This window comes from Bacillus sp. CHD6a (genome assembly GCF_001293645.1).
Classification (GTDB): Bacteria; Bacillota; Bacilli; order Bacillales; family Bacillaceae_I; genus Sutcliffiella_A.
In genome coordinates, this window is the sequence record NZ_LBMD01000003.1 from 261,116 (window position 1) to 284,743 (window position 23,628).

Annotated in this window: 21 protein-coding genes; 2 read left to right on the forward strand and 19 right to left on the reverse strand. The window is 44.6% G+C overall.

The window, feature by feature from the left end:
• Nucleotides 1–61: 61 nt before the first annotated feature.
• From AAV98_RS05835 to spoIIR, 3 genes are all read right to left on the reverse strand, one after another.
• The gene (locus tag AAV98_RS05835) at nucleotides 62–1,114 is read right to left on the reverse strand and encodes an L-threonylcarbamoyladenylate synthase (protein WP_060664627.1); all 1,053 of its coding nucleotides are present in this window, start codon (nucleotides 1,112–1,114) and stop codon (nucleotides 62–64) included.
• 246 nt (nucleotides 1,115–1,360) lie between these two features.
• Nucleotides 1,361–1,816 (reverse strand): GNAT family N-acetyltransferase, encoded by a 456-nt coding sequence (locus AAV98_RS05840; RefSeq protein WP_060664628.1) that lies wholly within the window; start codon nucleotides 1,814–1,816, stop codon nucleotides 1,361–1,363.
• 64 nt (nucleotides 1,817–1,880) lie between these two features.
• The gene (spoIIR, locus tag AAV98_RS05845) at nucleotides 1,881–2,585 is read right to left on the reverse strand and encodes a stage II sporulation protein R (protein ID WP_060664629.1); all 705 of its coding nucleotides are present in this window, start codon (nucleotides 2,583–2,585) and stop codon (nucleotides 1,881–1,883) included.
• Nucleotides 2,586–2,927: 342 nt separating this feature from the next.
• Here spoIIR and AAV98_RS05850 point away from each other — a divergent pair, with 342 nt between their 5' ends.
• Entirely contained in the window at nucleotides 2,928–3,239 is a 312-nt protein-coding gene (locus AAV98_RS05850; RefSeq protein ID WP_060664630.1) for a hypothetical protein, read from the forward strand.
• Nucleotides 3,240–3,354: 115 nt separating this feature from the next.
• Here the strand turns inward: AAV98_RS05850 and prmC are convergent, their stop codons facing one another.
• The 11 genes from prmC to AAV98_RS05905 all read right to left on the reverse strand — a co-directional run bounded on the left by prmC (nucleotide 3,355) and on the right by AAV98_RS05905 (nucleotide 14,519).
• Complete coding sequence (gene prmC / locus AAV98_RS05855; protein WP_060664660.1) at nucleotides 3,355–4,224, reverse strand: peptide chain release factor N(5)-glutamine methyltransferase; 870 nt, start codon at nucleotides 4,222–4,224, stop codon at nucleotides 3,355–3,357.
• A gap of 8 nt (nucleotides 4,225–4,232) precedes the next feature.
• Complete coding sequence (gene prfA / locus AAV98_RS05860) at nucleotides 4,233–5,303, reverse strand: peptide chain release factor 1 (RefSeq protein ID WP_060664631.1); 1,071 nt, start codon at nucleotides 5,301–5,303, stop codon at nucleotides 4,233–4,235.
• Between the two features lie 171 nt (nucleotides 5,304–5,474).
• The gene (locus AAV98_RS05865) at nucleotides 5,475–5,912 is read right to left on the reverse strand and encodes a hypothetical protein (protein ID WP_060664632.1); all 438 of its coding nucleotides are present in this window, start codon (nucleotides 5,910–5,912) and stop codon (nucleotides 5,475–5,477) included.
• Nucleotides 5,913–5,980: 68 nt separating this feature from the next.
• The gene (locus tag AAV98_RS05870) at nucleotides 5,981–6,586 is read right to left on the reverse strand and encodes a thymidine kinase (protein WP_060664633.1); all 606 of its coding nucleotides are present in this window, start codon (nucleotides 6,584–6,586) and stop codon (nucleotides 5,981–5,983) included.
• A gap of 141 nt (nucleotides 6,587–6,727) precedes the next feature.
• Entirely contained in the window at nucleotides 6,728–6,973 is a 246-nt protein-coding gene (locus AAV98_RS05875) for a type B 50S ribosomal protein L31 (RefSeq protein WP_010200435.1), read from the reverse strand.
• A 397-nt stretch (nucleotides 6,974–7,370) separates the two neighbouring features.
• Nucleotides 7,371–8,642 carry a transcription termination factor Rho gene (gene rho / locus AAV98_RS05880; protein ID WP_060664634.1) on the reverse strand — a complete coding sequence of 424 codons (1,272 nt, stop codon included), beginning with the start codon at nucleotides 8,640–8,642 and terminating at the stop codon, nucleotides 7,371–7,373.
• 771 nt (nucleotides 8,643–9,413) lie between these two features.
• A complete protein-coding gene (gene glpX / locus AAV98_RS05885) occupies nucleotides 9,414–10,382 on the reverse strand; it encodes a class II fructose-bisphosphatase (RefSeq protein ID WP_060664635.1) in 969 nt (322 codons plus the stop codon).
• 189 nt (nucleotides 10,383–10,571) lie between these two features.
• Complete coding sequence (locus tag AAV98_RS05890; protein WP_060664636.1) at nucleotides 10,572–11,864, reverse strand: UDP-N-acetylglucosamine 1-carboxyvinyltransferase; 1,293 nt, start codon at nucleotides 11,862–11,864, stop codon at nucleotides 10,572–10,574.
• 331 nt (nucleotides 11,865–12,195) lie between these two features.
• Nucleotides 12,196–12,840: a fructose-6-phosphate aldolase gene (gene fsa, locus AAV98_RS05895; protein ID WP_060664637.1), complete on the reverse strand. Its 645-nt coding sequence runs from the start codon at nucleotides 12,838–12,840 to the stop codon at nucleotides 12,196–12,198.
• A gap of 142 nt (nucleotides 12,841–12,982) precedes the next feature.
• Nucleotides 12,983–13,840: a class II fructose-bisphosphate aldolase gene (locus AAV98_RS05900; RefSeq protein ID WP_060664638.1), complete on the reverse strand. Its 858-nt coding sequence runs from the start codon at nucleotides 13,838–13,840 to the stop codon at nucleotides 12,983–12,985.
• 307 nt (nucleotides 13,841–14,147) lie between these two features.
• Nucleotides 14,148–14,519, reverse strand: coding sequence for a response regulator (locus AAV98_RS05905; protein WP_029326551.1), 372 nt, complete (start codon nucleotides 14,517–14,519; stop codon nucleotides 14,148–14,150).
• Between the two features lie 349 nt (nucleotides 14,520–14,868).
• On the opposite strand from AAV98_RS05905, the gene AAV98_RS05910 reads away from it, so the two are divergent.
• Nucleotides 14,869–15,417, forward strand: coding sequence for a DUF2529 domain-containing protein (locus AAV98_RS05910; protein WP_060664639.1), 549 nt, complete (start codon nucleotides 14,869–14,871; stop codon nucleotides 15,415–15,417).
• 53 nt (nucleotides 15,418–15,470) lie between these two features.
• Here AAV98_RS05910 and AAV98_RS05915 read toward each other — a convergent pair whose 3' ends face one another.
• From AAV98_RS05915 to AAV98_RS05935, 5 genes are all read right to left on the reverse strand, one after another.
• Entirely contained in the window at nucleotides 15,471–17,084 is a 1,614-nt protein-coding gene (locus tag AAV98_RS05915) for a CTP synthase (protein WP_060664640.1), read from the reverse strand.
• 394 nt (nucleotides 17,085–17,478) lie between these two features.
• Nucleotides 17,479–18,045 (reverse strand): DNA-directed RNA polymerase subunit delta, encoded by a 567-nt coding sequence (rpoE, locus tag AAV98_RS05920; protein ID WP_060664641.1) that lies wholly within the window; start codon nucleotides 18,043–18,045, stop codon nucleotides 17,479–17,481.
• A gap of 284 nt (nucleotides 18,046–18,329) precedes the next feature.
• Nucleotides 18,330–21,593, reverse strand: coding sequence for a fused isobutyryl-CoA mutase/GTPase IcmF (icmF, locus tag AAV98_RS05925; RefSeq protein ID WP_060664642.1), 3,264 nt, complete (start codon nucleotides 21,591–21,593; stop codon nucleotides 18,330–18,332).
• On the reverse strand, nucleotides 21,571–22,227 hold the full coding sequence (locus tag AAV98_RS05930; RefSeq protein WP_060664661.1) for a TetR/AcrR family transcriptional regulator: 657 nt from the start codon (nucleotides 22,225–22,227) through the stop codon (nucleotides 21,571–21,573). The genes icmF and AAV98_RS05930 overlap by 23 nt, the downstream gene beginning before the upstream one ends.
• 19 nt (nucleotides 22,228–22,246) lie before the next feature.
• Nucleotides 22,247–23,386 carry an acyl-CoA dehydrogenase gene (locus AAV98_RS05935; RefSeq protein WP_060664643.1) on the reverse strand — a complete coding sequence of 380 codons (1,140 nt, stop codon included), beginning with the start codon at nucleotides 23,384–23,386 and terminating at the stop codon, nucleotides 22,247–22,249.
• Between the last annotated feature and the right edge of the window lie 242 nt (nucleotides 23,387–23,628).

Below are 23,628 nucleotides of genomic sequence, written 5' to 3' on the forward strand. Positions count from 1 at the left end.
TTCGGGAATAGAAGGAAAATTGGAACAAAAAAGGACCCCGTTGTTACAAAGGTCCTTTGGATTATTCTTTTATAAACTTATGTCCAGCGGCTTTTTCCAGTCGGTTCATAATCGCCGCACCTACTCCGTCTCTTGGGAAAGTCTCACTAAAGATTACGTCCACATCTGTCGCATTAAACGCGCGTAGGCCGTCGTACAATTGGCTCGCTACGGTGGTAAGATCTGTTTTCGTACCACAGGCTATGGTGGTAAGATCTGTTGTATTTATTTGTGTGATGGTCTCTTCTGTTGCGAGAACCCCTACCTTTTGCCCTTTTTGTTGAGCATCTGTGATCGTTTGCTGCAAGAAACTTTCGCTTCCCTCGACCAGATACACCGGCGCAACAGGTGCATAATGCGTGTATTTCATCCCAGGGGACTTAGGTTTATGTTGCTCATCTTGCGAAAATAAAGCAGGGTCTACGTCCACTTTACCTACTACTTTCTCCAGTTCTTCCTTTGTCACGCCACCCGGCCTTAGGATTACCGGGATCTCTGTCGTGCAATCCACCACGGTAGACTCAAGCCCCACACCTGTTGCTCCTCCATCCACAATTCCGGCAATCCTGTGGATTAAATCTTCCTCCACATGCTTGGCAGTAGTTGGACTTGGTTTTCCAGATAAGTTTGCACTCGGTGCTGCAAGCGGAAGTCCCGATACTTCCATCAACGCGCGCGCCACCTCATGATCTGGCATACGGACAGCAAGTGTTTCAAGTCCAGCCGTCACATAATGTGAAACGCCCTCTTTCTTTGGAAGAACCAAAGTAAGCGGCCCTGGCCAAAAAGCATCCATTAACTTATGGGCAGATTCTGGTACGTTATCCACAAGGTTTTTAAGTTGTTCTAATTTTGATATATGCACGATAAGCGGGTTGTCACTAGGACGGCCCTTTGCTTCAAAAATCTTCAATACAGCCTGATCTGACAAGGCATTGGCCCCAAGACCATAGACCGTCTCTGTCGGGAAAGCCACCACTTCATTTTCTTTCAGTAAACTGGCCGCTTCCACAATCTGTGGATAACTATTTAGTAATGGTTCTTCTTTATCCACAGCCCATAATTTCGTTTCCATTTACTATCCCTCATTCTACAATCTATTAACATGTTAATATGTAAGCATTTCACCTGAAAGTATAAAGAACTTCCACAAATAACACAAGCCTTATCCACAAACTGTGGATAAAGCCTCGCCAAACCGTGGATAACTCTGTGGGTAATGTGGATTTAAGTGTAAAGGGGGTCTGACCCGCTCCGCGTTAATGCGTTACCTTGGTGATAAGGGGTCTGACCCGCTCCGCGTTAATGCGTTACCTCACTGCTAAGGGGTCTGACCCTTTAACTCACACACCATAAGTGTGCATCCTTCTTGTTGGGTGATTTCTTGGAAGAAGTCGGATGCGAGCATGGTTTGGGGTGCGTTGTGAATAGGTTGTGGATAAAAGTTGAGCAGTTCGAAAAATTGGATGAAATTATTTTTGTTGGTAACTAAGTAGAGCTGCTCTAATCCTTTTTTTCTGGCATGCTGCTGGGTATGCTCAAACATTTGCAATAACTGAAACTGCTTGACGGACGGACCAATCACAAGCGAGCGCAAAAGCCCTGCATTTCCATACTCTTCTATTCCAATGGTCCCGCAAATCCCCTCATTCTCTTCTTCAAGAATGATAAAATCCTCTATCTTATCTTCCAAATCCACTATATTTATATTTGCTCTTCTTAAAAATACTTGCAATGCCCAAAGGTCATCTTGTGTGGCTGATCGTAATACTTTCATTTATTTCACCTCTTCTAGTAGTTTTCTAATACTACTCTATTGAGAGAGATGAAAAAGTAGAACCTTACGCCGTAACTTTATTCCATAGGGATGATAGAATCTCTACTAGGAAAAATTCTACTTCCACTTCTTCCGGTTCTTCATTTACAAGAAAGTCCTGTGCATTCGTTTTAGTGTCAGACTTTGCCGTTGTCGCAGTGCTTTCTGCCGTTTCTCCGGATACTTCCATTTCCTCTTCCTCAAAAGGACTTGCCGTTGCTTCTCCGTTTGAAAAGTCCAGGAAACACAGTGGCGGGAACAATACGCACCACCAATTCGCTCCAGTACCTTCCCCAAGTGTAATCAAAATTGCTTCATAATCTCCTGCAGGATAGATAAATTTTCCGTACATTTTCGTTGGAAAATCCACTCTGCCAAAGTCTACATTATAAGTTTGAACCAGTCCTTCTTCTGCCATTACCTCTTGTACGATCTTTTCGATTTGATCCATGTTGCCGGTAATCACTTCACGAGCATTTTCCATGGAAGTCAACCCTTCCACCCAAACCGTAATTTCCTCATTTACACGGTCACGAATCTTTCTTTTTAGTTCCTGATCTTGATCACTATCGCTATTTGCTAGAATGCGAAGTCTAATAGCTTCATCCGGAATGACCATCGCACCATTCTTTACATTCGCACCCGCCGTCGCCTGCTCTCCCAAAAGCGAAAGATAAGCCCCCACAAAAAGTAACACTATATATAAAGTAATTTTATTTTTCTTCAACATTTCCCCCAACTCCCCTCTAGCAAACAGTCTAGGCAAAAAACAAAAATCCTAAACTACTAAAATGCAAAAAATAGAGAGAAAAAATTTAATAAAGGGGTCAGACCCTTGCAGGAAATCCCTCCCTCCTGTCGAACGCGCCATGCAGTGGGTGGTCTTGTGTGATTGTCGAAAAATATGGGGTCAGACCCCTAAAGGTTTTTCTTTCTCCACGTCGAACCCCCACACTAACGTTGGTTTTTGGTAGTTTGCTAGTTTTGGGGTTTGAGGTATGCGACATAAGGGTATGTAAAGAGGACGGGTTACTTTAAGTAATGTATTTTTTATGAAAGGAAGATAGGCTTTATGAGATCGTTTACTTGTAATATTGAGGCATTCCGCATTGGAGACATGAAGAGTGCATTCAATCACATCAGCATTCCTATTGTGTTTGAAATTTTGGTAGGCGGCAGATGGATGACAGGTAAAGCATTTTACCATCATTATCATCGCACCATTTCGTATGATTCGAACCTGTCTCAATTAATCAATCTGTGCACTGCGGAAAAGAAGGAAGAAATCCGCCAAGCATTTGTAAAATTTGTGGAAGAAAAAACAAATAGAGGCCTGACACTTGCCAGACCTCAACAGGAAGACGGAGCCATAATGGAAGCGTGATTTAGACCGCTTAAAAGAACCTGCACTCTTCCATCAACCGAAAACCAGTAACACCTTGCCCAGATTCACTGAAGCAAGCAAGGTGCAGCTCCCTCCTCTTTTCCCAATAAAAACATCATCCAATTAGAGCAAAAACCATCCGATCTTTACCGTTGATGTCCAACACTACCTCCACCGCACTGTGAGGAAATGTCTTTTCCAACAACGCTTTTACCGCTTCTCCTTGTCCCATGCCTACTTCAAACGCCACAATGGCCCGTTCCTTCAGCACTTTCGGCAGCTCGTCCATGAAGCGTTCGTAAAATTCCAAACCAGAAATACCGCCAACCAATGCACGATACGGTTCAAAATCTTTTACTACTGTGGACAATCCTTCATACTCCTTTTGCGGGATATAGGGAGGATTGGAGACGACCACATCCACTTTTATATCTTGCTCGATGAATGGAAGCAATAAGTCACCTTGGAGGAACTCTACATCCGCGCCCAATGCTTCTGCATTATCCATCGCCACTTCCAGCGATTCACCGGCAATATCTGTCGCATGCACGTTCAGAAGGCTGTTTTCTAAAGCAAGTGTGATTGCAATCGCACCGCTTCCTGTCCCAACGTCCACGACACTCCATGTTTCGTCAGCGGAACCAGAACCGTTTCCAAAATGCTTTTTCACGCGATCTAACACGCCAACGACCAACTCTTCTGTCTCAGGTCTTGGAATCAACACCTCTTCACTGACAAAAAAGCTGCGGCCGTAGAATTCTTCTTTTCCCATTAAGTACTGCACGGGAATGCCAGCAACATGTTTATGCACGTTGAAAATGAAAGAGCTTTGCATGTCCATTGGCATCATATCTTGCATTCTACTAAAAAGCTGGGCTCGATCCAATTTCATATGATGTCGCAACAACAATTCTCCCGCATTTTCGTCGCGATCGTTCTTTTTTAAAAAAGAAGAAGCCCAGTTTAGGGCTTCGTACACCTTCATTGCCTTCATCATTTTTCCATTTGTTCCATTCTTAGCGCTTGGTCTTCCATAATCAAAGCATCAATGACTTCTTGAAGCTTTCCTTGAAGAATCTGATCAAGTTTTTGAATGGTCAGGCCGATGCGGTGGTCGGTAACACGATTTTGCGGGAAGTTGTACGTACGAATACGCTCAGAGCGGTCACCTGTACCTACCGCCTGCTTACGGTTCGCGTCATATTCAGCTTGTACTTCACGTTGGAATTTATCGTACACGCGGGCACGAAGAACTTTCATCGCTTTTTCTTTATTTTTGATCTGAGACTTCTCGTCCTGACAGGAAACAACTGTGTTTGTCGGGATATGCGTTAAACGAACAGCGGACATCGTCGTATTTACAGATTGTCCACCAGGGCCGCTAGATGCAAATGTATCTACTCGAATGTCCTTGTCATGAATCTCAATTTCAACCTCTTCCGCCTCAGGCAATACGGCTACCGTCGCTGTTGACGTATGGATGCGTCCGCCTGATTCTGTCTCGGGAACACGTTGCACGCGGTGAGCACCATTTTCAAATTTCAGCTTGGAATATGCACCCTTCCCTGTGATCATGAAAATGATTTCCTTGTAGCCGCCAACGCCCGTAGACGCAGCTTCCATTACTTCTGTTTTCCAGCCTTGAGCTTCTGCATATCGGCTGTACATACGGTATAGATCGCCTGCAAACAGCGCGGCCTCATCTCCACCCGCAGCACCGCGGATTTCCATGATAACGTTCTTGTCGTCGTTCGGGTCCTTCGGTAAAAGAAGGATATGTAGGCGTTCTGCCAAGCTTTCTTGTTGCTCTTCCAACTCAGAAATCTCTTCTTTTACCATTTCGCGCATATCGGCATCCAATTTATCCTCAAGCATCGCTTTTGCATCATCCAACTGCTCTTTAACAGCCTTGTATTCACGGTACGCTTCTACAGTCTCCTGAATATCAGACTGCTCCTTGGAGTACTCGCGCAACTTTTTCGTATCGCTGATGACTTCCGGATCACTCAAAAGCTCCGTCAATTTCTCGTAACGCATTTCTACTGCCTGCAAACGATCAAACACGTGCATTCACCTCTATAAATGTATACAGAAAAATCTGCAATTATTTTTATATCTACAACATTCTAATTATAGTATAGGTTAGATGGTGCGTCAAAATCAACATAACCTCCATTCACTTTAAACCCTGCCATCAAAAACAAAACCCGTCCTGAATATCAGAACGAGCTCATCTTATCTTTCTTTAATTGTCAGTTTGACGTGGTAGCGGGGAGTGACTTCTAAGAATTTCTCTTTGAGCTTTCTTTGCACACGCTTCTTTTCTTCTTTTGAAATGCCGCTCGGCGCATAAGCAGTGACTCTTGCCGTGTCACCGGTAATGTAGACTGGACCAGGTTTAAGGTCACTGTTCAGTTGAATCACTTCAGCAAATTTATTTTCGTCGTCGCCGTAATCAGGGCGATTTTCCGAAAGATCGAGGAAGTTGGGATTTTGGTTGGTGTTGTAGTCCTCTGTGTCGAGGTCTCGCTTATAAAAACCATCTTGTTCATCATTTTTGACACCAATCAATCGTTCTCCATCAAAATCCTCGTCCGCACCAAAGCGTTGTTCGCCACTGCATCCACTAATAAAAAAAGAGCATATCACCAATAACAGGACTGCATGTTTCATGCAAACACCTCCTGTTTCTTAGCGTATCCTCTTTCTTCTTTTATCTACCGACTAAATTTAGGAAATATTTATTTTTTCATTTCTTGCAGCACAGATACTTTGTGAGGAACTTCATGATGATGACGACAGCGAGGTTCGTATGATTCCGAAGCGCCCACTAAAATTATTGGGTCATCGTAGCAAGCCGGTTCTCCATTGATTAAACGTTGCGTACGGCTTGCAGGGGATCCACAGACAGCACATACCGCTTGCAGCTTTGTGACGGATTCCGCAATGGCCAAAAGCTCCGGCATTTTACCGAACGGCTCTCCGCGAAAGTCCTGGTCTAGTCCAGCTACAATCACACAATAGCCTCTGTTTGCCAATTCCTGCACCACTTCTACGATTTGATCATCGAAAAATTGCACTTCATCGATACCGACCACTTCTGTCTCAGGCAGCACCTTATCTAGAATCGATTGTGAAGTCGGAACAGGCAACGCTATGATCGAGGTTCCGTTGTGGGAAACAACCGCTTCATCACTATAACGATTATCGATGGCTGGCTTAAATACTTGAATTTCCTGTTTGGCAAATTGGGAACGTCTCATGCGGCGAATCAGCTCTTCGGACTTACCCGAAAACATGCTGCCACATATCGCTTCCACCCAACCGGAATGCTTCATTACATACATATACGGCCTCTCCTTTTTAATAATTTTACGTATAAAAAGTGCTTAGCAGCACCGTCCAAAAAACGACTTCTAAGCACTAGTTTATGTAAATAGAAGTAAAAAAACAGGCAAGATATAGGATAACCTGCCTGTTTTACTTTATTACTTAAGGCCGTATTTTTTGTTGAAACGCTCAACACGTCCATCAGCAGCAGCATGCTTCTGACGTCCAGTGTAGAATGGGTGAGAATCAGAAGAGATCTCAACTTTGATTAGAGGGTAAGTAGTACCGTCTTCCCATTCAATAGTTTCGTTTGTTTTCATCGTAGAACCTGTGATGAATTTGAAACTAGTGTTGATGTCCATGAATACAACTTTACGGTAATCCGGATGAATTCCAGCTTTCATTCTTGTCATCTCCTTTTCGCCCTGAGTCTTTCGAAACAGAGTTATCATTCAAATGATACCAGCTATATTAGCCGCCATCACTTATCTTAAAAACACACTGAAGAAATTATATCAACTAATGACACGTTTTGCAAGATTACTTTTGGAGATATATTTAAAGGTATTGCAACCAATGTTTTCCTTGAGAGATAGTCTCCACTATAACATCGCTGGTGATTTCCGCCCTGGGCTTCGCTTTCCGCGGGGCGGTGCTTGAGCCTCCTCGCTGCGCTGTGGGGTCTCAAGTCTACCGCTACCTCCCGCCGGAGTCTTCGCACTGTGCTCCAATCACCAGCTAGAAATCATCTATCAATAAAACGCACCCCAATGAACAAGGGTGCGTGTGAGTTTTATTTTATTAGCGTTTTGCCGTTCCCGCTTTTTGGTCTTCTTCAAGCATTTCGAAGAATTCTTGGTTTGTTTTGGATTGGCGAAGTCTACGCAATAGTTTTTCTGCAAAGTCTGGAGAGTCGGACATCGTTTTGCGGATAGCCCATAGCTTGTCCAGGTGGTCTTTCGGGATAAGCAGCTCTTCTTTACGTGTACCGGAGCGACGAATGTCGATGGCCGGGAAGATGCGGCGTTCTGCAAGTTGACGGTCAAGGTGAAGCTCCATGTTACCTGTACCTTTGAACTCCTCATAGATGACGTCATCCATACGGGAACCTGTGTCCACAAGAGCCGTCGCTAGGATCGTCAAGCTTCCACCCTCTTCAATGTTACGCGCAGCACCGAAGAATCGCTTCGGACGGTGGAATGCGGCAGGGTCGATACCGCCGGAAAGTGTACGTCCACTTGGCGGGATTACAAGGTTGTATGCACGCGCTAAACGAGTAATACTATCCATCAGAATAATAACATCACGCTTGTGCTCTACAAGGCGCAAGGCACGCTCTAGAACGAGCTCAGCTACTTTGATGTGGTTTTCAGGTACTTCATCAAATGTGGAGCTTACAACGTCTCCAGCAACGGAACGCTCAATATCGGTTACTTCCTCAGGACGCTCGTCAATCAGAAGGACAATTAATTCAGCTTCTGGGTGATTCGTTGTAATGCTATTGGCTATTTCCTTGATTAACATTGTTTTACCCGCTTTAGGCGGAGCAACGATAAGTCCACGTTGCCCAAATCCTACAGGCGCAATCAAGTCCATGATTCGCGTAGAAAGACCTTTAGGCTTTGTTTCAAGCACAATTTGACGATCAGGATATAAAGGCGTCAATGCTGGGAAATGGACGCGTTCTTTTGCGGATTCTGGATCGTCACCATTCACTGCTTCAACGTGCAGGAGGCCGTAATAACGCTCATTCTCTTTTGGAGGGCGTACTTTACCAGAAACCTTGTCCCCGTTTCTTAAGTCAAAACGACGGATTTGGGAAGCAGAAATATAGATATCCTCTGAGCTTGGAGAATAGTTGATTGGGCGCAGGAAACCAAAGCCTTCCGATTGGATGACTTCCAATACCCCTTCCATGAACAATAGACCGTCTTTTTCGGCCTGTGCTTTTAAAATAGCAAAAATAAGTTCTTTTTTGGTCAGTTTGCTGTAGTAAGACACTTTATGCTGACGGGCAAACTCATATAATTCTTTTAATTTTAAAGTTTCTAAGTGAGAAATAGTTAAATCCATAAAAAGAAAACACCACTCTATTCGTTTAATTGTTTTGTACGTTTATAATCTAAGGATAAATGTTTGTATGTCTTCCAACACTGATTCAAGTCGAATTAAGTTCGAAGGATGGGAAATATATTACTAGTCGCTGCACTTTTTTAAGGATGATGAAATGGAAGTGAGGACGTTTCCCTCGTGTTTGTGGGATAAACTCTCCTTATGAAGAAATTGTAGAAGAATCGCTAGGAAGATATAAGGTAGATTTTGCATAAATACTCGTAGTATTGTTTATTTTACCCACAAAATGGTCTTTTAAGCAACTATTTTCTGTAGACAAGCTTTGAGTATTGGCTTTATTTTCTGGGGAATATTCTTGCATTTCCCCTATTTGTGTCGAATGGGACTTGTTGTCTATTACAATATTCGGAAGGTGTGCGGGTTTTTTGACGCTGTTATATAGGAAAACCGTAAATGGAGTGGTTCCATTTACGGTTTTATTTTAGGGTTTGCTTTGACTCCCTGTTGATTTGCGTTCCAGGTGTTCGCTTTCCTAGGGGCGGTGCTGGAGCCTCCTCGGCTTTGCCTGCGGGGTCTCCACCTAGCGCTATCTCCCTCAGGAGTCTTCGCCTTTTGCTCCAATCAACAGCTAGGAATTATTAGAAACTTACGTTATTAGTTTTTCAATGGTCTCGCTTCGTTGTGGGATCTCAATCTACCGTTTCTCTCCCTCAGGAGTCTCACACCTTGCACTCCAATCAACAGGGGGAATCTGAATTAACTTCCCTTATTTTAAGGCTTGAATACTAGGTTTGGTTTTTTCTTAATGTTGTGTTGGCCGTCGATGAAGCGGACGGTACCGGATTTTGCACGCATGACAACGGAGTGGGTGGTGGCGTTGGTGCCTTTGAATTGTACGCCTCGCAACAACTCTCCGTCGGTTACTCCTGTTGCGGCAAAGATGGCGTCATCTCCGCGTACTAGGTCTTCCATTCTTAGTACAGCGTTAATGTCCTCGATGCCCATTTTGCGGCAACGGATCAACTCTTCTTCATTTTGTGGAAGGAGTTTTCCTTGAATTTCGCCTCCAAGGCATTTCAATGCGACTGCTGCGATTACGCCTTCTGGTGCGCCGCCCGAACCGAACAGAATATCTACACCCGTGTGATCAAACGCCGTGTTGATGGCTGCAGCAACGTCTCCGTCGTCAATTAACTTAATGCGGGCACCAGCCTCGCGTAGTTCTGCAATGATTTTTTCATGACGCGGTCTGTTCAAAATAACCGCCACGACGTCTTCAATATCTTTATTTTTAGCTTCTGCCACCGCTCTCAGATTGTCTGTAACAGATGCATTGATATCAATTTTCCCGACGGCTGCTGGACCGACGGCTATTTTGTCCATGTACATGTCAGGTGCGTGAAGGAGATTACCGTGGTCCGCGATAGCAAGTACTGCTAATGCATTCCATCCGCCGGACGCTACGATGCTCGTCCCTTCCAGTGGATCCACCGCTACATCCACACGTGGTCCGTAGCCTGTGCCAAGCTTTTCACCGATATAGAGCATCGGTGCTTCGTCCATTTCCCCTTCTCCGATCACAACCGTCCCTTTCATCGGGACTGTATCAAACACATCACGCATGGCGGAAGTTGCCGCGCCGTCCGCGCTGTCTTTATCTCCGCGCCCCATCCAGCGTGCAGAGGATAAAGCCGCCGCTTCTGTTACTCGAATTAATTCCATGGATAAACTTCTTTCCATACCTTCCACTCCTTTGGCATTCTATGAATCTAATTATTTTTTATGGTAGGCCACGAGGTTGAGTGTGCAACCTAAGGCATTGTGCTATACTTTTCGTTAATAGTATATCACATTTGTCGGTATTTGAAAGCGGTATCTACAAAAAAGAAGGAACCCGCTATATACTAAGCGAATTCCTTCTTTTTTTATTTATGAATTTTGCATTTGTTCGATTTCTTCTTCTGTTAATTTTTCACGCCAAATCGTGGCACCTAATCCTTCTAGCTTTTCTTCTAGATGACTGTAGCCGCGGTCGATGTGTTCAAGACCTGTAACCTCAGTCAATCCGTCAGCCAGTAGGCCAGCGATGACAAGCGCTGCTCCTGCACGCAAGTCGCTTGCTTTTACTTTTGCACCTTGGAGCTGTACCGGTCCGTTGATAATGGCAGAGCGGCCTTCTACTTTAATCTGTCCGTTCATGCGACGCAGTTCATCGACGTGCTTGAAGCGGGCGGAATAGATGGTGTCTGTTACGATGCTCGTTCCTTCTGCTTTTGTTAAAAGGGTCGTCATCGGTTGCTGTAGGTCAGTCGGGAACCCTGGATGGACAAGGGTTTTTACGTCGACAGCTTTCAGTTTTTCGCCTGGAACGACAAGAACTTGATCTTGATCATTATTGATATCGATGCGTACGCCCATTTCACGAAGCTTTGCGATTAGCGGCTCCAAGTGGGTTGGGATGACATTATCGATGATCATCTCGCCGCCTGTTGCAGCAGCCATAATCATGTATGTACCTGCTTCGATTCGGTCCGGAATAATGGTGTGTTTACATCCGTGAAGGCTCTCCACCCCATCAATACGGATGACATCTGTCCCCGCACCTTTAATTTTAGCACCCATGCTGCTTAAAAGGGTTGCTACATCGATGATTTCCGGCTCTTTTGCCGCATTTTCGATGATCGTTCTGCCTTTCGCTTTTACTGCAGCAAGCATGATATTAATGGTTGCACCAACACTTACCACATCGAGGTAAATGCGTGCCCCTCTTAACTCTTCAGCGCGCAGGTAGATGGCCCCTTGCTCATTTGTTACCTCTGCTCCAAGCGCTTCAAAGCCTTTGATGTGCTGATCGATAGGTCTTGGTCCTAAATGACAGCCACCAGGCAATCCTACAACTGCTTTTTTGAAACGTCCAAGCATCGCTCCCATTAAATAATAGGATGCACGAAGCTTTTTCACTTTACCGCTTGGAAGAGGCATAGCAATCATTTGGGAAGGATCTACTGTTAGGTCTTCTCCCTCAAGCGATACGCTTCCGCCAATTTCTTCAAGCAAGCTGCTTAGGATTTCTACATCTGATATTTGCGGTAACCCTTCAATTGTGACAGGTGTGTCCGCTAGAATGGTTGCAGGAATTAATGCCACTGCACTATTTTTCGCTCCACTTACGCGTACGGTTCCATTTAACTTGTTACCACCAAGAATTTTTAACTTTTCCATATAGTTCTCCCTTCAAGGCGAGGTTGGTTTCCAAAAGTGCTATTGTCTATTATACACAATTATTACCAATCATAAAAATTTTCGTTAGCTATTAGTTTACACGAAAACTTTCTTTTCATATATGAAAATGCATGAAACTTTATCAAATCGTAATATTTGATACCATCCGCCTATATTCGACACGGACCTTTTGTCGAAAATTAGCTGAAAATAACAAAAAGCCCCTGCTAAATTTTTTAGCAGAGGGTAAATGTTTGCATATTTCATTACACCGTTGTTCTCCGTTCCAGGCGCTTCGTTTTCCTCGGGCCTCTCACAGCATACAACTAGGTTATTGCTTGCGATTATTCCAGTCAGCTAAGAATTTTTCAATTCCCTGATCTGTTAGTGGGTGGTGGAAAAGTTGCAGCAATACTTTGTATGGAACCGTGGCAATGTGCGCTCCTTTTAGTGCCGCTTCTGTAATATGCATCGGGTGGCGGATGGATGCTGCGATAATTTCCGTCGGGATATCGTGAATGGCGAAAATGTCTGAGATATCGGAAACTAAATCCAATCCATTTTGACCGATGTCATCCAAGCGTCCAAGGAAAGGTGACACATATGTAGCTCCTGCTCTTGCTGCCATCAAGGCTTGGTTGGCATTGAATATAAGGGTGACATTCGTTTTGATGTTGAGGTCGCTGAATGCTTTTACTGCTTTCAAGCCATCTGGAGTCATCGGTACTTTCACCGTAATATTCGGAGCGATTGCCGCAAGAGCTTTCCCCTCTTCAATCATGCCATCTGCATCAAGTGCAATAACTTCCGCACTGACCGATCCTTCTACAAATGCTGTAATTTCGCGAAGGCGGTCTTCAAAGGTAATGTTCTCTTTTGCTACTAGACTTGGATTTGTCGTAACTCCTGCAAGTAGTCCAAGTGCATGGGCTTCTTTGATTTCTTCAAGGTTTGCTGTGTCGATGAAAAACTTCATGTCATTCTCTCCTTTGTATGTAGAATATATGTTTGCGCTTTCATATTAAAAAGAAACAAAACCGCCGGGTATGGCGGTTCTGCATATCGTTGCCTTGTTGTTGGTTGAGTTGTTGTCTTGTTTTGTTGAAAAACTGTATTATTTACGCTTTGTTAGCAGATCCAAATTCGCGCATTTTGCCTTTTACTGTATCTTTGATTGCGTCGCGAGCAGGTCCTAGGTATTTACGTGGATCGTACTCTTCTGTTTTTGCAGCAAGTGTTTCACGAACTGCTTTTGCAGATGCAATTTGGTTTTCTGTGTTAACGTTGATCTTCGCTGTTCCAAAAGAGATTGCTTTTTGGATGTCATGCGTAGGGATTCCAGTTCCGCCGTGTAATACTAGAGGAACGCCAGCACGGTTGTTGATGTCTTCCATTTCTTTGAAGCCAAGGTTCGGTTCTCCTTTGTAAGGACCGTGTACGGAACCTAAAGCTGGAGCTAGGCAATCAATTCCTGTGCGTTTTACAAGCTCTTCACACTCGTTAGGGTCAGCATAGATTACGCCATCAGCGATAACGTCGTCTTCTTGTCCGCCTACTACTCCAAGCTCTGCCTCAACAGATACTCCGTGGAAGTGTGCTAATTCTACAACTTTAGAAGTTGTTTCGATGTTCTCCTCAAATGGATGGTGAGAAGCATCGATCATTACAGAAGTAAATCCAGCGTGGATCGCTTTTGCACAAGATTCAAAGCTTGAACCGTGGTCTAAGTGAATCGCTACAGGTACAGTAACACCGTACTCTTCCATTAACGCTTTTACTAATGCTACGATTGTTTTGAAGCCACCCATATAACGAGCCGCACCTTCAGAAACACCAAGGATAACTGGTGAATTCTCCTCTTGTGCTGCTTGTAGAATTGCTTGTGTGAACTCTAGGTTGTTCAAGTTGAACTGACCTACTGCATAGCCTTCTGCATTTGCTTTTTTCAGCATTTCTGTCATGGAAACTAAAGGCATGATAACATCCTCCTTTGTATTATATTCACTCCGAAAAGTTTTCCCGCCTTTACAAAGTGGTAAACACAAGGGCTTGTCCTTCGTGCATACCTTTGTAAAAAATTTCACCCATATCAAAACTAGCATGACCCATCGGGAAACCAGTTATGTATATGAGGTCAAAAAGTGAAAAAAATTAACGGATGATTTTTATCCAGTACTTAGCATATCAACTATGTAGAAAAACGGCAACTACTGAAGTATGCCGTTTTTCAATGTAAGCGATAACACGTAAAATGTTTTAATATTCAGTTATAAAATGGACGTTTTACACCGATTGGCGCGGCATGTTTTTACGGACCGCATCTCTAATTTCATCAATATCGAATGGTTTGGCAAAGTGCGTGATTGCTCCGAGGTCTTTCGACTCCTGAATCATATCCAATTCACCGTAAGCAGTCATAATGATTACCTGGATATCAGAATTAATTGCTTTTAGCCGCTTTAAGATCTCAATTCCGTCCATACCGGGGATCTTCATGTCTAACAATACTAAGTCCGGTGAATGCTTTTCTACGATATCTAATGCTTGGTACCCGTTTGCTGCCTGAAACGTCTGATAGCCCTCTTTTTGGAATACTTCATTCAACAAAATGCGTATTCCATACTGGTCATCCACAATCAGTAATTTTTGACCCACCTTTACACCCCATCTCTAAAAATAATCAATCCGTTTCCATCCACCCACCTAATTCTACTATAATAGTCTTATTTCCTCCTTTTTCGACCGGGAAATTTTTCGAAAAAGGGAAATTATAAAGAAATTTTTTTAAGGGGTCAGACCCCAGCAGGACTTTCCCCCTTGAACTAGAAGGCTCCCGCCAAATCAATAGATGTCGGATTATGTTGGAAAAACGCGAACGAAAAGGGGACAGACCCCCCTAGGATTTTTGCTACTTTTGTCATAACGCTTTTATTATACTTGAGTTTTGGTGGAATGAGGGGTTGGGTTTTGTTAAATAATTTATGGTATAGGAGTGTGATTTGGGATGTTGAAGATTTTTACGACGCAGTTGCAGGGTGTGTTTAATAGAATTGGTTCAAGCGAGGAGTTTGCTTTTGAGGATGCAGCGAGACTGTTGGCTCAGGCGGCTGTCGGGGATGGACGCATTTATGTGCACGGTGTGAAGGAGATGAAAGCAGTTGAGGCGGAAGCCACTACTGGAGCGGAGCCGCTAATGAGCGCTACCCTTTTATCAAACTTAGACAGATATCATGACCTGACCGATACGGACCGGGCTTTAATAGTGTCTCGATTTTCTACAGATGAAGAGGCGATAAGTACTGCTAAGGCGTTGAAAGAGCTAGGAATTGAGATTGTGGGAATATCGACTGTGATGGAGCCTTCGTTAGAAACAGTTGAGGGAGCAGAAACCCTTGAAACCTTGTCCGATGTACATATTGATTTAAAGCTAAAGAAACCATTGATTCCCGGCGACGACGGGGAACGTTTTGGCTTTCCTTCAAGCATGGTGGCGTTATATGTTTATCATGGGTTAGCTTTTACCTTGAAAGAGATATTGGAAGAGCAAGAGTAAGGAAAAGGGAAGACCGTCATCCGCGCGGTCTTCCCTTTTTTTAATAAATTTAATTAAGCCATAACCTCAGCATTTTTCAAAGATGCTGCCACAAAGTCGCGGAATAGCGGTTGTGGGCGGTTTGGTCTGGAAGTGAATTCTGGGTGGAATTGGGATGCAAGGAACCATGGGTGGTCTTTGATCTCAATCACTTCTACCAGGCGGCCGTCAGGGCTTGTACCGGAGAAGATGAATCCGTGGTCTTCCATTTGTTGACGATATTGGTTGTTAAACTCATAGCGGTGACGGTGGCGTTCGTAGACCACTTCGTCTGCGTAAGCTTTTTGTGCCAAGGAATCGTCGTTCAACTTACAAGGATATAATCCAAGGCGCAACGTTCCGCCAAGGTCCTCAATGTCTTTTTGCTCTGGTAAAAGGTCGATGATTGGATAAGGCGTTTCCGGGTTCAGCTCAGCAGAGTGCGCACCTTCAAACCCAAGGACATTTCGTGCAAACTCAACAGAAGCAAGCTGCATGCCAAGGCAGATTCCGAAGAATGGCACCTTTTTCTCACGCGCATAGCGAATTGCTTCAATTTTCCCTTCCACACCGCGGTCGCCGAAACCACCTGGTACAAGAATTCCGTCTGCACTGTTCAAGAGCTCGTCCACGTTTTCTGCCGTTACTTCTTCGGAGTTGATCCAGTTAATTTTTACATCCGCATCGTACTCATATCCAGCATGACGTAATGCTTCCGCAACAGATAGGTATGCATCTTGAAGCTCCACATATTTTCCGACAAGAGCAATTGTTGTTTTCTTGGAAAGGTTTTTCACCTTGTTCACAAGAGCCGTCCATTCTGTCATGTCCGCTTCACCTTTTGTCTCAAGCTTCAGGTGATCCACGACAATGTTGTCCATGTTTTGCGCCTGATAAGCTAATGGTACTTCATAAAGTGTGTCAGCGTCGATCGATTCAATAACCGCCTTTTCATCGATATCACAGAACAAAGCAATCTTGTCTTTCATATCTTGAGAGATTGGCATTTCAGAACGCAATACGATGATATTTGGCTGTATTCCTAGACCGCGAAGTTCTTTTACACTGTGCTGTGTCGGCTTTGTTTTCAACTCGCCCGCCACACGGATGTAAGGAACAAGTGTACAGTGGATGTACATCACGTTGTCACGACCGATGTCACTCTTGATTTGACGGATTGCTTCAAGATACGGAAGGGACTCAATATCCCCTACTGTTCCACCAATTTCAGTGATGACCACGTCTGCATTAGTCTCACGGCCAGCGCGGAAAACGCGCTCTTTAATTTCGTTTGTAATGTGCGGGATAACCTGCACTGTTCCACCCAAGTAATCGCCGCGACGCTCTTTTTTCAGAACTGTAGAGTAAATTTTCCCTGTTGTTACGTTTGAATATTTGTTCAGGTTGATGTCGATGAAACGCTCATAGTGACCTAAGTCAAGATCCGTTTCCGCTCCGTCACCTGTTACGAATACTTCTCCGTGCTGGTAAGGACTCATCGTACCAGGGTCCACGTTAATATATGGATCAAATTTTTGAATGGTAACATTCAACCCGCGATTTTTTAACAATCTACCTAATGAAGCAGCAGTAATCCCTTTACCTAAAGATGATACTACGCCACCTGTTACGAAAATATACTTTGTCATGCTGTCTCCCCCTCGAAATAATTTTATTTAAAAAATAATAATAAGTAACGATATGCTTGTAAGAGGCATTTAACATTTTTATCATTAGTCAAAAACACAAAATTCATTTACTAAAAAATGAAGCTGCCCCTAAATTATCAGGTTCAGCATATGAATGTTTATTCACCAATAAAATAAAAAACGCCCCACTTGCCAGCATTTCTAGCAAGGGGAGCGTGTATATGTTCAACAAATTATACGTGTCCTTTTTTAAGGAGCCCAAAAAAGATTCTACCTAGTCGGGGGTGAAAAGTCAAGGTCTGAATAAACTTGCGAATTTTCACTTTTTTTCGATTAAGCTTTATGAAAAAACACTCCCCGTTTGTCGTCCCTGGGAGTGTTTCTTTAGTGGCGATTAGAGGTCTTCTTCCTCATCTTCGTCCAATTCTTCTTCTTCTTCTTCCTCATCGTCTTCGAGCCCATACTCCTCGTCTTCGATTAGGTCTTCTTCAAATTCTTCGTCATCATCTTCGTCTGCATCATCATCGGCGTCGTCAAAGTCATCTTCTTCCACTTCGTCCTCTTCATAATCATCCAGATCGTCGAATTCTAGTTCTTCTTCATCCAACTCATCGAATTCGTCTGCATCGATATCGTCCTCATCAACAGCCTTCTTCTTCTTCTTGGTCTTTGCCTTCACCTGAGGAGTTGTTTCTTCTTCTATTTGATCATAAGGATACCATGCACGAAGTCCCCATTGGTTTTCTCCAATACAAATGAAACGGCCGTCAATGTTTAAGTCCGTATAGAACTGAGACAACTTGCCTTTAAGGTCTTCATCTGTAAAACCGGTAATTTTCTTGATCTCCGTAATTAATTCGCCAAACGTCACAGACTGCTTCTGTTCATTGAATAAAGCAGTAGCGATTTCGATCAATGACATCTCTTGTACTTCTTCTGCCGTTAAATGGTTTAATGCCAATGTCTGCACATCCTTTCTATATATGTAAAAAGACAATAATCATAGCAATTCCTAGAAAAATCCATACCACTCATTATAAACAAAATACCAATGTTTAATCCAGCATAAAATAAATCTTTCCCTCAAAAAAATGAAAAACCTATAAAAAAGCGAAAATAGCGAAAAAAAAGAGAAAAAAGAAAAAAAGGGGGTCAGACCCCCAAAGGTATTTCTCTCTCCGCGTCGAACTCTATAAAGTTAGCGAAGAACCCCCTGCTTCTTCGAGGTTCTTCAACTCCTTTTCTTTACATATTTCGTCTGAATTGGCCGCCGACTTCGTAGAGGGCTGTGGTGATTTGGCCGAGGCTTGCCACTCGGACGGTTTCCATTAGTTCTTCAAAGATGTTACCGCCGCTGATTGCCACTTGTTTCAGCCTACCCAACGCTGCTTCCACTTCCGCTGCATTACGTTCCTGGAACGCTGCAAGATTTTGGATCTGGGTTTGCTTCTCTTCTTCTGTCGAACGAGCAAGCTCGATATCATTCAAATCGTCCTCAGAAGGCGGATTCGGATTTTTATACGTATTTACTCCGATGATCGGAAGCTCGCCTGTATGTTTTTTCATCTCATAATACATGGACTCATCCTGAATCTTCCCGCGCTGATACTGAGTCTCCATCGCACCAAGGACGCCACCGCGGTCATTTAAGCGTTCAAACTCCTGCAGCACCATTTCCTCCACAAGGTCTGTCAGCTCCTCCACCACAAAGGCTCCTTGCAACGGATTCTCGTTTTTCGCCAAGCCGTGCTCTTTGGTGATGATCATCTGAATCGCCATTGCTCGACGAACAGATTCTTCCGTCGGCGTTGTAATTGCCTCATCATACGCATTTGTATGCAATGAGTTGCAGTTATCTTGCAGGGCCATCAAAGCTTGAAGCGTCGTCCGGATATCGTTAAAATCAATTTCCTGCGCGTGCAAGGAACGGCCGGACGTCTGAATATGATACTTCAACTTTTGACTGCGTTCATTGGCACCATATTTATTTTTCATCACTGTCGCCCAGATCCGGCGGGCTACGCGGCCGATCACCGTGTACTCTGCATCCAGTCCGTTACTGAAGAAGAACGACAAGTTCGGTGCAAAGTCATCAATTTTCATCCCGCGGCTCAAGTAATACTCCACATACGTGAACCCATTCGCTAGCGTGAACGCCAACTGTGTAATCGGGTTCGCTCCTGCCTCGGCAATATGGTATCCGGAAATGGAAACGGAATAATAATTGCGCACCTTTTTATCTATAAAGTATTGCTGAATATCCCCCATCACTCTTAAAGCAAACTCCGTTGAGAATATGCACGTATTCTGTCCTTGATCTTCTTTTAAAATATCAGCCTGCACCGTACCACGAACAGTTTGCATCGTCACGGCACGAACTTCCGCAAACTCTTCTACCGTTAACACACGACCAAGTTCTTCTTCACGCTTCTGCACCTGCTGATCAATCGCCGTGTTCATAAACATTGCTAAAATAACAGGCGCCGGACCGTTGATTGTCATGGAAACGGACGTGCTTGGCGCACAGAGGTCAAAGCCTGCATACAGCTTTTTCATGTCATCCAATGTACAAATGCTCACGCCACTGTTTCCTACTTTTCCGTAAATGTCCGGACGCTCAGCCGGGTCTTCCCCGTACAACGTTACCGAATCAAAAGCCGTACTTAAGCGCTTCGCATCGTCATCCTTACTTAAATAGTGGAAGCGGCGGTTTGTACGCTCTGGTGTTCCTTCTCCAGCGAACTGACGCTTCGGATCCTCCCCCTCACGTTTGAACGGAAACACTCCGGCCGTATAAGGAAACTCCCCAGGCACGTTCTCACGGTACACCCACTTCAAAATCTCCCCATAGTCCACATATTTCGGCAGAACTACTTTTGGAATCTTCAAACCGGACAATGTTTTCGTCGTAAGTTTCGTGATGATTTCCTTGTCGCGGATTTTTGTAACAAATTGATCACCGGAATATTGCTCTTTCTTCTCATCCCAACTACCTAAAATTTTGCGGGAATCGCTTGTCAATTTTTCCTCGTATTCACGGCGCAGCTCGGCAAGTGCCGCTACAAGATCCTCGCTTGAAGAACCGCCCCCAGAACCACCAGCAGCCTCCATCGCCCCATCCAACTGGAACAACTTCCGCGCCAATTCCACCTGCTCCGCAGCCATCTTATGATAATTTCGTACCGTTTCACTAATCTCACGTAAATAATAGCGGCGGTCATTCGGAATGATCACATTCTGTTTTTCCACATCTTTAGACGTTGGCAGGCTGCTAGCGTATTCCGAGCCAGTCTTCTCATTCATTAACTCAAGCAACGCTGCAAAAAGCGTGTTCGTCCCCAAGTCATTGAACTGGCTGGCAATCGTCCCGTACACCGGCATTTCATCCAATTCTTTATCCCATAAAAGACGGCTGCGTTGGTACTGCTTTTGCACCTGACGTTTGGCGTCCTCGGAACCTTTTCGCTCATATTTATTAATAACAATCAGATCCGCATAATCAATCATATCGATTTTTTCCAACTGAGATGGCGCCCCAAACTCACTTGTCATCACATACATGGAGATATCGCAAATCTCGGTGATTCCTGCGTCTCCCTGCCCGATTCCGCTAGTCTCAACAATAATCAAGTCAAAACCGGCAGCCTTCGTAACAGCAATCGCATCTTGAATTGCCAAAGAAAGCTCAGAACGGGATCCACGCGTTGCAAGCGAACGCATATACACACGCGGGTTAAAAATTGCGTTCATGCGGATTCTGTCCCCAAGCAATGCCCCGCCTGTCTTCTGCTTCGTCGGATCGATGGATAAAATCGCTACTTTTTTATCTGGTACTTCGTTGATAAATCTGCGTATCAACTCATCTGTCAGTGAGCTTTTTCCCGCTCCACCTGTACCTGTAATCCCAAGTACCGGCACGGTTTTCTGCTTTTCTTTTACCTTAGCTAAAGCGGTTTGTGCTGTTGCTGCCACCTCTTCATCCGAAGTCACCTGCAGTTCAGACAACGTAATCAGTTTGGCAATCGCCTGATGGTTATCGGCATCCAGACGCTCTACCTCGTCACCCAGGGATTTGACCGTCACAAAGTCACATTCCTTCAGCATCGAGTTAATCATGCCTTGCAGCCCATGTTCGCGGCCGTCTTCCGGCGAAAAGATACGGGCAATTCCGTATGAATGCAGTTCTTTTATCTCACTAGGAATGATGACCCCGCCACCGCCACCGTAAATGCGGATATGAGAGGCACCTTTCTCTTTCAACAAGTCATACATATATTTAAAATATTCGACATGTCCGCCCTGATAGGAGGAAATCGCGATCCCCTGCACATCCTCCTGGATCGCCGCGTTCACAATTTCCTCCACGGAGCGGTTGTGGCCAAGGTGAATGACCTCGGCACCGCTCGCCTGGATAATGCGGCGCATGATGTTAATTGAGGCGTCATGCCCGTCAAAAAGACTTGAAGCTGTTACAAAACGAATATGGTTAGTTGGACGATAAACTTCCATTTTTCACATTCTCCCCCTTTGTAAGTCCATGCACTAATAGTTCAATCTGACCCTCGATATAGGCATCCAGTTCAAAGTGCTTGTGCAGCACCCAACGCCTGAATCCCCACATCTGGCCTTGCACAAAGATGTTATGCGCCATCAATTGGATTTGCTGTTCTTTCATTGTGATGCCCTCTGCTGTCATGCAGTTTCTAATAACCTGTTCAAACATGGCCACCATCGCAAGCTCCTTGTTCAATACGTAAGGAAGCGCATCTTTTGATAAAGATTTCGCCTCCTGATACATAACGAGCACCTCATCCTGCATTTCATCCATCACCCTAAAATAATACCGGATCGCGGATTTCAAGCTTTCCAGGTTCCCTCGCTTCATGTCGAGTTCCTCCTGCAATCGCTCACCTACCTGGTCATAAATCCGGTCACAGACGAGATAAAGGACATCTTCCTTCGTTCTGATATATTCATAGAGCGTGCCAATGCTGAACCCTGCCTCTTTCGCTATTTCCCTTGTGGTCGTGCGGTGGAAGCCTTTCTCTTTGAAAAGGCTCACCGCCCCCTTGATCATTTGGTCGCGGCGCTTTTCGATCAGCCGCTCATCTTTAACGGATGCATGTACTTGACGTTTTTTCATCATCCTGGCCGTCACCTACTTACTTAGTAAGCATTCTGGAAATAACGAGACGTTGGATTTCTTGTGTTCCCTCATAGATTTGCGTAATTTTCGCATCCCTCATATAGCGCTCTACCGGATAGTCTTTCGTATAGCCGTAACCGCCGAATACCTGTACTGCTTCGGTTGTCACCTTCATTGCCGTGTCGCCAGCGAAAAGTTTAGACATCGCAGACTCCAAGCCGTAGCTTAAGCCCTCCGACTCTCTCCAAGCCGCCTGATAAGTTAGCAATCTTGAAGCTTCTACCGTTGTCGCCATGTCTGCCAGTTTAAAAGAAACACCCTGCTGTGCCGCGATTGGCTTCCCGAACTGCACGCGCTCTTTGGCATAAGCAACGGCCGCGTCAAGTGCACCTTGCGCAATGCCAACAGCCTGTGCAGCAATCCCGTTACGCCCGCCATCAAGCGTCGTCATCGCAACTTTAAAACCTTCCCCTTCTGCGCCAAGCATGTTTTCTACCGGCACACGGCAATCTTCAAACATGATTTCTGTCGTTGGAGAAGAACGAATGCCTAACTTTTGTTCTTTTTTCCCAACACTGAACCCAGGGAAGTCTGCTTCCACGATAAATGCGCTCGTTCCTTTATGCTTGCTGGACGGATCTGTCACCGCAAACACCACATAGATGTCCGCGATTCCACCGTTCGTGATGAAAATTTTCGAACCGTTCAGGACATAATGGTCGCCGTCTAATTTCGCTGTTGTTCGCATGCCGCCTGCATCAGATCCAGATCCTGGTTCCGTAAGGCCATAGCCCCCAATGCTTGTTCCTTGCGCAAGAGGCACCAAGTATTTCTGTTTCTGCTCTTCAGTTCCGTACTTGTAAATCGGCCAGCTCGCAAGCGACGTGTGGGCGGATAAGGTTACCCCTGTAGACGCACACACACGTGAAAGCTCCTCTACCGCGATGCAGTATGCAAGATAGTCACTGCCGATTCCGCCGTACTCTTCTGGAAACGGGATTCCCGTTAACCCAAGGTCCGCCATCTTTTTGAAAATATCCATATCAAAGCGTTCTTCTTCATCACGTTCCGCTGCAGTCGGTTCCACTTCGTTCTTGGCAAAATCACGTACCATTTTACGAATCATTTCATGTTCTTCAGATAGTAAAAAGTTCATATTTTTCATCCCCCGATGAGTTAGTTTTTTAGCGTCGTCCCAGACTCTAGGCACCATACTTGCTCCGCTTGTTACGGGGCGGGGTGGTCTGGTTTTATTGAAAATTTCACGAATTATTAACGTTTTTATGCTATTTTTAGTGCCTTTAAAAACCGTTCGGTCATTAAAAAGGGCTTTCGGACACTTTTGGTGCTTTTTTACCGGTAGTTTGGTCAATTTGCATGCACCTTTGGACAACTTTG

What these genes read in the sequence shown, in the direction of transcription:
- AAV98_RS05835 (WP_060664627.1), bottom strand. Translation starts at nt 1,114, where the DNA reads ATGGAAACGAAATTATGGGCTGTGGATAAAGAAGAACCATTACTAAAT.
- AAV98_RS05840 (WP_060664628.1), bottom strand. Translation starts at nt 1,816, where the DNA reads ATGAAAGTATTACGATCAGCCACACAAGATGACCTTTGGGCATTGCAA.
- spoIIR (WP_060664629.1), bottom strand. Translation starts at nt 2,585, where the DNA reads ATGTTGAAGAAAAATAAAATTACTTTATATATAGTGTTACTTTTTGTG.
- AAV98_RS05850 (WP_060664630.1), top strand. Translation starts at nt 2,928, where the DNA reads ATGAGATCGTTTACTTGTAATATTGAGGCATTCCGCATTGGAGACATG.
- prmC (WP_060664660.1), bottom strand. Translation starts at nt 4,224, where the DNA reads ATGAAGGTGTACGAAGCCCTAAACTGGGCTTCTTCTTTTTTAAAAAAG.
- AAV98_RS05865 (WP_060664632.1), bottom strand. Translation starts at nt 5,912, where the DNA reads ATGAAACATGCAGTCCTGTTATTGGTGATATGCTCTTTTTTTATTAGT.
- AAV98_RS05870 (WP_060664633.1), bottom strand. Translation starts at nt 6,586, where the DNA reads ATGTATGTAATGAAGCATTCCGGTTGGGTGGAAGCGATATGTGGCAGC.
- AAV98_RS05875 (WP_010200435.1), bottom strand. Translation starts at nt 6,973, where the DNA reads ATGAAAGCTGGAATTCATCCGGATTACCGTAAAGTTGTATTCATGGAC.
- rho (WP_060664634.1), bottom strand. Translation starts at nt 8,642, where the DNA reads ATGGATTTAACTATTTCTCACTTAGAAACTTTAAAATTAAAAGAATTA.
- glpX (WP_060664635.1), bottom strand. Translation starts at nt 10,382, where the DNA reads ATGGAAAGAAGTTTATCCATGGAATTAATTCGAGTAACAGAAGCGGCG.
- AAV98_RS05890 (WP_060664636.1), bottom strand. Translation starts at nt 11,864, where the DNA reads ATGGAAAAGTTAAAAATTCTTGGTGGTAACAAGTTAAATGGAACCGTA.
- fsa (WP_060664637.1), bottom strand. Translation starts at nt 12,840, where the DNA reads ATGAAGTTTTTCATCGACACAGCAAACCTTGAAGAAATCAAAGAAGCC.
- AAV98_RS05900 (WP_060664638.1), bottom strand. Translation starts at nt 13,840, where the DNA reads ATGCCTTTAGTTTCCATGACAGAAATGCTGAAAAAAGCAAATGCAGAA.
- AAV98_RS05910 (WP_060664639.1), top strand. Translation starts at nt 14,869, where the DNA reads ATGTTGAAGATTTTTACGACGCAGTTGCAGGGTGTGTTTAATAGAATT.
- AAV98_RS05915 (WP_060664640.1), bottom strand. Translation starts at nt 17,084, where the DNA reads ATGACAAAGTATATTTTCGTAACAGGTGGCGTAGTATCATCTTTAGGT.
- icmF (WP_060664642.1), bottom strand. Translation starts at nt 21,593, where the DNA reads ATGGAAGTTTATCGTCCAACTAACCATATTCGTTTTGTAACAGCTTCA.
- AAV98_RS05930 (WP_060664661.1), bottom strand. Translation starts at nt 22,227, where the DNA reads ATGAAAAAACGTCAAGTACATGCATCCGTTAAAGATGAGCGGCTGATC.
- AAV98_RS05935 (WP_060664643.1), bottom strand. Translation starts at nt 23,386, where the DNA reads ATGAACTTTTTACTATCTGAAGAACATGAAATGATTCGTAAAATGGTA.